The 5,412-nt window shown below is 52.1% G+C and carries 6 protein-coding genes; 1 reads left to right on the top strand and 5 read right to left on the bottom strand.

Annotation, left to right across the window (positions count from 1 at the left end):
- The coding region (locus tag HKN79_10775) for a sensor histidine kinase (GenBank protein NNC84049.1) at positions 1 to 230 on the top strand (230 nt) is incomplete at its 5' end.
- Between the two features lies 1 nt (position 231).
- Here the strand turns inward: HKN79_10775 and rnhA are convergent.
- From rnhA to HKN79_10750, 5 genes are all read right to left on the bottom strand, one after another.
- Positions 232 to 720 (bottom strand): ribonuclease HI, encoded by a 489-nt coding sequence (gene rnhA / locus HKN79_10770; protein ID NNC84048.1) that lies wholly within the window; start codon positions 718 to 720, stop codon positions 232 to 234.
- A complete protein-coding gene (locus tag HKN79_10765; GenBank protein ID NNC84047.1) occupies positions 717 to 2,252 on the bottom strand; it encodes a hypothetical protein in 1,536 nt (511 codons plus the stop codon). The genes rnhA and HKN79_10765 overlap by 4 nt, the downstream gene beginning before the upstream one ends.
- A gap of 18 nt (positions 2,253 to 2,270) precedes the next feature.
- Positions 2,271 to 3,548 (bottom strand): adenylosuccinate synthase, encoded by a 1,278-nt coding sequence (locus HKN79_10760; GenBank protein ID NNC84046.1) that lies wholly within the window; start codon positions 3,546 to 3,548, stop codon positions 2,271 to 2,273.
- Between the two features lie 86 nt (positions 3,549 to 3,634).
- Positions 3,635 to 4,087, bottom strand: a complete 453-nt coding sequence (locus HKN79_10755) for a transcriptional repressor (GenBank protein NNC84045.1) — start codon at positions 4,085 to 4,087, stop codon at positions 3,635 to 3,637.
- A 13-nt stretch (positions 4,088 to 4,100) separates the two neighbouring features.
- Positions 4,101 to 5,412: bifunctional (p)ppGpp synthetase/guanosine-3',5'-bis(diphosphate) 3'-pyrophosphohydrolase (locus HKN79_10750; protein ID NNC84044.1), on the bottom strand; the 1,312-nt coding region annotated here is incomplete at its 5' end.

The raw sequence follows: 5,412 nt of genomic DNA, 5'->3' as shown, positions 1-5,412 counted from the left end.
GTCGGATACAGGTGCTGGTCAAGGATTCTGGAGTAGGCATGAGCGCTGAACAGATAGAACGGCTCGCCTCCGATGGGATCCAAAGCGAACGGGGAACAGCCGGGGAAGTAGGTACCGGGCTAGGCCTGACCCTGGTCAAGGAATTGGTGGACTTGAATGAAGGGGAGCTTCAGATAGAAAGCCGTCCCGGTCAAGGAAGTGTCTTCAAGGTCGCTCTGAAGCGGGCCTGATTCAACCCGGATAGCCTTCATCGACACGAAGCTCCGAGTTCTTGATGGCCCAGGTGGCCAGCGCATCACAGCGTTCATTCTGCATGTGGCCGTTGTGCCCTTTGACCCATTGGAAACGTACCTCATGATGGTCGACCAGTTCGAGCAGTCGGGCCCAGAGGTCGGCATTGAGGGCCTTTTCCTTGGAATTCCGCATCCAGCCTTTGCTGCGCCAGTTCTTGGCCCAGCCTTTCTCTATACCATCGATCACATATTTGGAATCGGAATAGACCTGCACCCGCGTTCGTCTTTTGATCTGGGCCAGTCCATAGATCACCGCCATCAGTTCCATGCGGTTATTGGTGGTCATTTCGAATCCCTGAGCAAACTCCTTGCAATGTCCCCGCTGACAGAGGATGAAACCGAATCCTCCGATCCCCGGATTGGGTTCGGCACCCCCATCGGTGAAGAGTTCGATGAAAGGAAGAGATTCTGTTGAAGGATGACTCATTGGATCAAGGCGCTTCTATCGAGCGGACGCTGATCCCCGTTCCAGGTGAAATCCTTGAGGATCAGTGCTTCCTGACTGATCTTATCCAAGGGGTAGAAGGCATTGTCGGGCTTGGTGATGAACTTGACCCGGCTGATCGTCCGGTCCTCGATGCCTATTACCATGCTGCTACAGGCACCCACATTCACCCCGATGATGCGTTGCTTGGGCACGTAGGTACTATCGCTCGCATCTTCTTCCGGCACCTCCTCCACGGCATAGTAGATACATTCCCCATTGCCCTCGATCACCACACGGTCCAGTTCATTCTCCTTGAAGTAGCCGGTGAGGGTGCGGCCTTTGATCTGGTTATAGTGTATACTGTCCACCTGACTGATGATGAAGGCCATGTTCTCGGTATACATCGATTCGATGGTGCCCTCATAGGTCTTCAGGTCGATGCGTTCTCCACTGATCTGGTTCTCCTCGCTCCATAGAAAGGGCTGCTCGTACATGCGTATGAGGCTGTCAGCTTCGGTATAGACCAAGGAATCACAGACGCCTTGCAGGTCGGTCTTGAATATCTGGACCCCATAAAAGGCAGTGATCTTGCGTTTCTCCAGCGTATCGGCTGTCATCTGCAAGGTGTCGGCATGGAGTAGGAGGGTATCTGCTTCGAAGAACTGCTCCATGAGCGCTCCATCGGTGACGAAGCTCATGTCCTGCTCTTCCAGATGTTTACCATACTGTCCGCTGATCTGCAATTGATTGAGCGTATCGATGATCAAGACATCTCCGAAGGCTTCGCCATATCCGGCATTGCGGTCATAGTATAGGCTATCTCCCAGTAGCTGTTGTTCGTTGCTCCAGATATGGGCATTCTCCCCGAAACGGGCCTTGTCATTGACCGTGTCGTACCAGCCATTCTCACAGTAGATGCGGTTCTCATCGGAATCGATGATGGTGGGACCGAGGAAATAGGCCTGTTCCGATAGGGAATGGTAGTGGAGTGTATCGGTATACATGGTGTACTGCGGATTGCGCAGCTCCACGGTATCCTTGAAATGCATGATCTTGCTATCGGCAAAGTAATGGCCCATACTGCTGGTCAGGACATTGCGATTGGCCGAGCTGACGATCTTCCCTCCACCGAAATAACTGGCCATACGGTCATCCAGTTGGTACTCGATATAATCGGTGGTGAGGGTCATCTCCCCATCCCTGAGGGTGATCTCCTCGAATATCTCCGCCTTGCGTTCATCGGCATCGTAGTCCAGTCGTTTGCCGCGTATGGTGAGATCCTTTTTATCAGTGATGCGCACATTACCGAAGGATTCGAAGCGATTGGACTCCTCATAGAGATAGGCACTATCGCAATACATGCGGCTGCCTTGATGCTCGAATATGACGCGTCCGAGTAGGCGCTGCGCTTTGACCATACCGGCATCGTACTCGATGACATCGGCCCGTATGAGCTGTATCTTCTTGTTGTCCTGAGCAGACAAGTGTAGTCCACAGAGGATAAATAGGATGCTATGAAGGAATATCCGCACGCAGACGGAGGTCAATTCTTATGCCAAGACCTTGTCGAGCAGAATGGTCTGCTCCCGGTCAGGGCCTACGGAGATGATATTGATAGGTACTCCGATGTGCTTTTCGATGAATCGGATGTAGGCCGCCAGATTCTCTGGAAAGTCATCTTTGTCCAGCACTCCGGTGATGTCTTCTGACCATCCGGGCAGGGTCTCGTAGATCGGTTCTATCTCGTCTTCCAGCGAGAACGGGAGATGCTCTGTGCGTCCGTTAGGGGTCTGATAGGCCACACAAATTTTCAATTCATCGATGCCACTGAGGACATCGGCCTTCATCATGTTCAGGTGCGTGACACCGTTTACCATGCAGGAGTATTTCAGTGCGGGAAGGTCCAGCCAGCCGCATCTGCGCGCACGTCCGGTCGTACTGCCGAATTCATGCCCCTTGTTCTGGATCTCTTCACCGAGGGCATCTGTAAGTTCGGTAGGGAAGGGGCCACTGCCCACGCGGGTGCAATAAGCCTTGAATATGCCATAGACATTTCCGATCCGATTGGGAGCTACACCCAATCCGGTGCATGCTCCGGCACTGGTCGTATTGCTGCTCGTGACAAAGGGATAGGTGCCGAAATCGATGTCCAACAGAGCCCCTTGAGCTCCTTCGGCCAGAACTTTCTTGCCGTTGCGTAGCAGGTCGTTCACGTAGGGTTCGCTGTCCACGATGTCCATCGTAGTGAGCCAATGCATGGCCTCCAGCCATTCCTCTTCGAGTTGGGTATCCTCTTCGATGGGGTCGTAGAGGGAGAGGAGGTGACGGTGTTTGTTGACGAGGGATTCATAGCGGAGGCGCGCATCGCTGAGTAGCGCATCCCCTACACGGAAACCGTTTCGTCCCGTCTTATCCATATACGTAGGTCCGATGCCTTTCAGGGTGGAACCGATCTTCTTCTTGCCCTTGGCCAGTTCAGAGGCTTGGTCGAGGAGTTTGTGGGTGGGAAGGATCAAGTGGGCCTTCTTGCTGATGGAGAGTCGCGAGTTGACATCCACACCCAGTGCTTCTAGGGCTTCTACTTCCTTCTTCAGAATGACCGGGTCGATCACGACCCCATTTCCGATGAGGTTGTGTGTTCCTTCTCTGAATATCCCCGATGGAATGGTGTGTAGGACATGTTTGATCCCATCGAACTCGAGGGTGTGTCCGGCATTGGGTCCTCCTTGGAAGCGGGCAATGAGATCATACTCCGGAGTGAGTACATCTACGATCTTTCCCTTGCCTTCATCACCCCATTGCATTCCGAGCAATACATCCATTTTCATACGGTCGTCATTTATTCCGATAGCAGCTTCAAAGGTACATATATGCTGAAGGTGTTGCGCTGGAATAATCCACGTCAGACAAGGATTTATCCCTGATCGGAATCCTTGGCCTTGGCGTAGAAATAGAGCGAGTGATGGGAGATCTCCAGACCGAAGATATCTTCCAGTGTAGCCTTGATATTCTCGATGCGTGGATCACAGAATTCGATGACCTCACCTGTATCGGTACGGATGATATGATCGTGTTGTTTGTGATGGAGGCTCTTCTCGAATTGGGCCTGATTCTCACTGAAGCGGTGTTTTCGCACCAGATCGCACTCCAGAAGAAGTTCGATCGTGTTGTACAGCGTGGCCCGGCTCACCCGATAGTTCTTCGCCTTCATGTTCTTGAAGAGCGATTCGATGTCGAAATGATGATCGGAGGCGTAGATTTCGGCCAGAATGGCAAAGCGCTCCGGGGTCTTGCGCAGGTTGTTCTCCGATAGATAGTCGGTGAACACCTCGGTGGCGTGGGCCAGTATCTTATCCTCTGTTGCCATGGTCTCCTCCATATCAGTCAGTGGGTTTCTCAATTCTTCTCACAGAAGTCACTCCCTTGATGCTTTTCATCTCGCGAATGAGTTTGCTGAGGTGATTGGTGTCGTGGATGAAGAGCGATATCCTTCCTGTGAAGATACCATCATTACTCTCGAATGAGATGCTCTTCATATTGATCGTGAGCTGGCGCGAGATGGTATCGGTGATGTTGTGGACCAGACCGATGTCGTCTATCCCTTCGAACTTGATATAGGCCAAGGATTCCCGTTCCTTCTGACTGGACCACTTGGCCTTCATCACGCGATAGTCGAATTTGGAGAGCATCTGTACCGCATTGGGACAATTGGTGCGGTGGATCTTGATACCATCGTTGATGGTCACGAAACCAAAGATGTCATCTCCTGGTATGGGATTGCAGCAGGGTGCGAGCTTGTATTTGAAATTGACATCCCCCGCATTGAGCACCAGAGTATCTGATTTGGTAGGAAGGGGAGCGTGTACCTTGTTCTCCTTGGGACGGCTGCTCTCGACTTTCTTGCGCGGGAAGCTTAGCCTACCGTTACTCACCTTGTGGCCTTTGAGCTTTTTGAGGTCGATCTTTCCCGTGGCGATGTCATAATAGAAATCGGTGGTGCTCTCCACCTTATAATGACGTCTCAACAATTCCACATTGGCGCTGATGAAATCCGCTTTGATGGACTTGAACTTACGCTGGAGAATCTCCTTGCCATCCAGCGCAACGGTCTTCTTCTGCTCTTTGAGGGATTCCCTGATCTTGGATTTGGCCTTTCCTGTGATGACGAAGTTGAGCCAGTCCTCACTGGGAGTCTGATTCTTGCTCGTCAGGATCTCTACCTGGTCTCCACTTTTCAATTGATGGCTCAGAGGCACCAGTCGATGATTGACCTTGGCTCCGATGGTACGTGCACCTACCTGAGTATGGATCTCGAAGGCGAAATCGAGTGCGGTGGCATTGACCGGGAGCTTTTTCAATTCTCCGGTCGGGGTGAAGACGAAGATCTCTTCAGCAAAGAGGTTGAGCTTGAAATCATCGATGAAGTTGAGTGCATCGGCATCGGGATTCTCCAAGAGTTCTCTCACCTGATGGAGCCATCGGTCGAGGGAGGAAGCCTTGCCTGCATCTCCATCCTTGTATTTCCAGTGCGCGGCAAGTCCTTTTTCTGCCACTTCATCCATCCTGCGGGTCCTGATCTGCACCTCTACCCATTTACCACTATCGCTCATCACCGTGGCGTGCAGTGATTCGTAGCCATTGCTCTTGGGATTGGATATCCAGTCGCGCAGTCGCTCGGTATTGGGTTTATAG

This window comes from Flavobacteriales bacterium (genome assembly GCA_013001705.1).
Classification (GTDB): Bacteria; Bacteroidota; Bacteroidia; order Flavobacteriales_D; family JABDKJ01; genus JABDLZ01.
The sequence above is the reverse complement of the archived record's forward strand: the minus strand, read 5'-3'. Positions and strand labels throughout refer to the sequence as shown.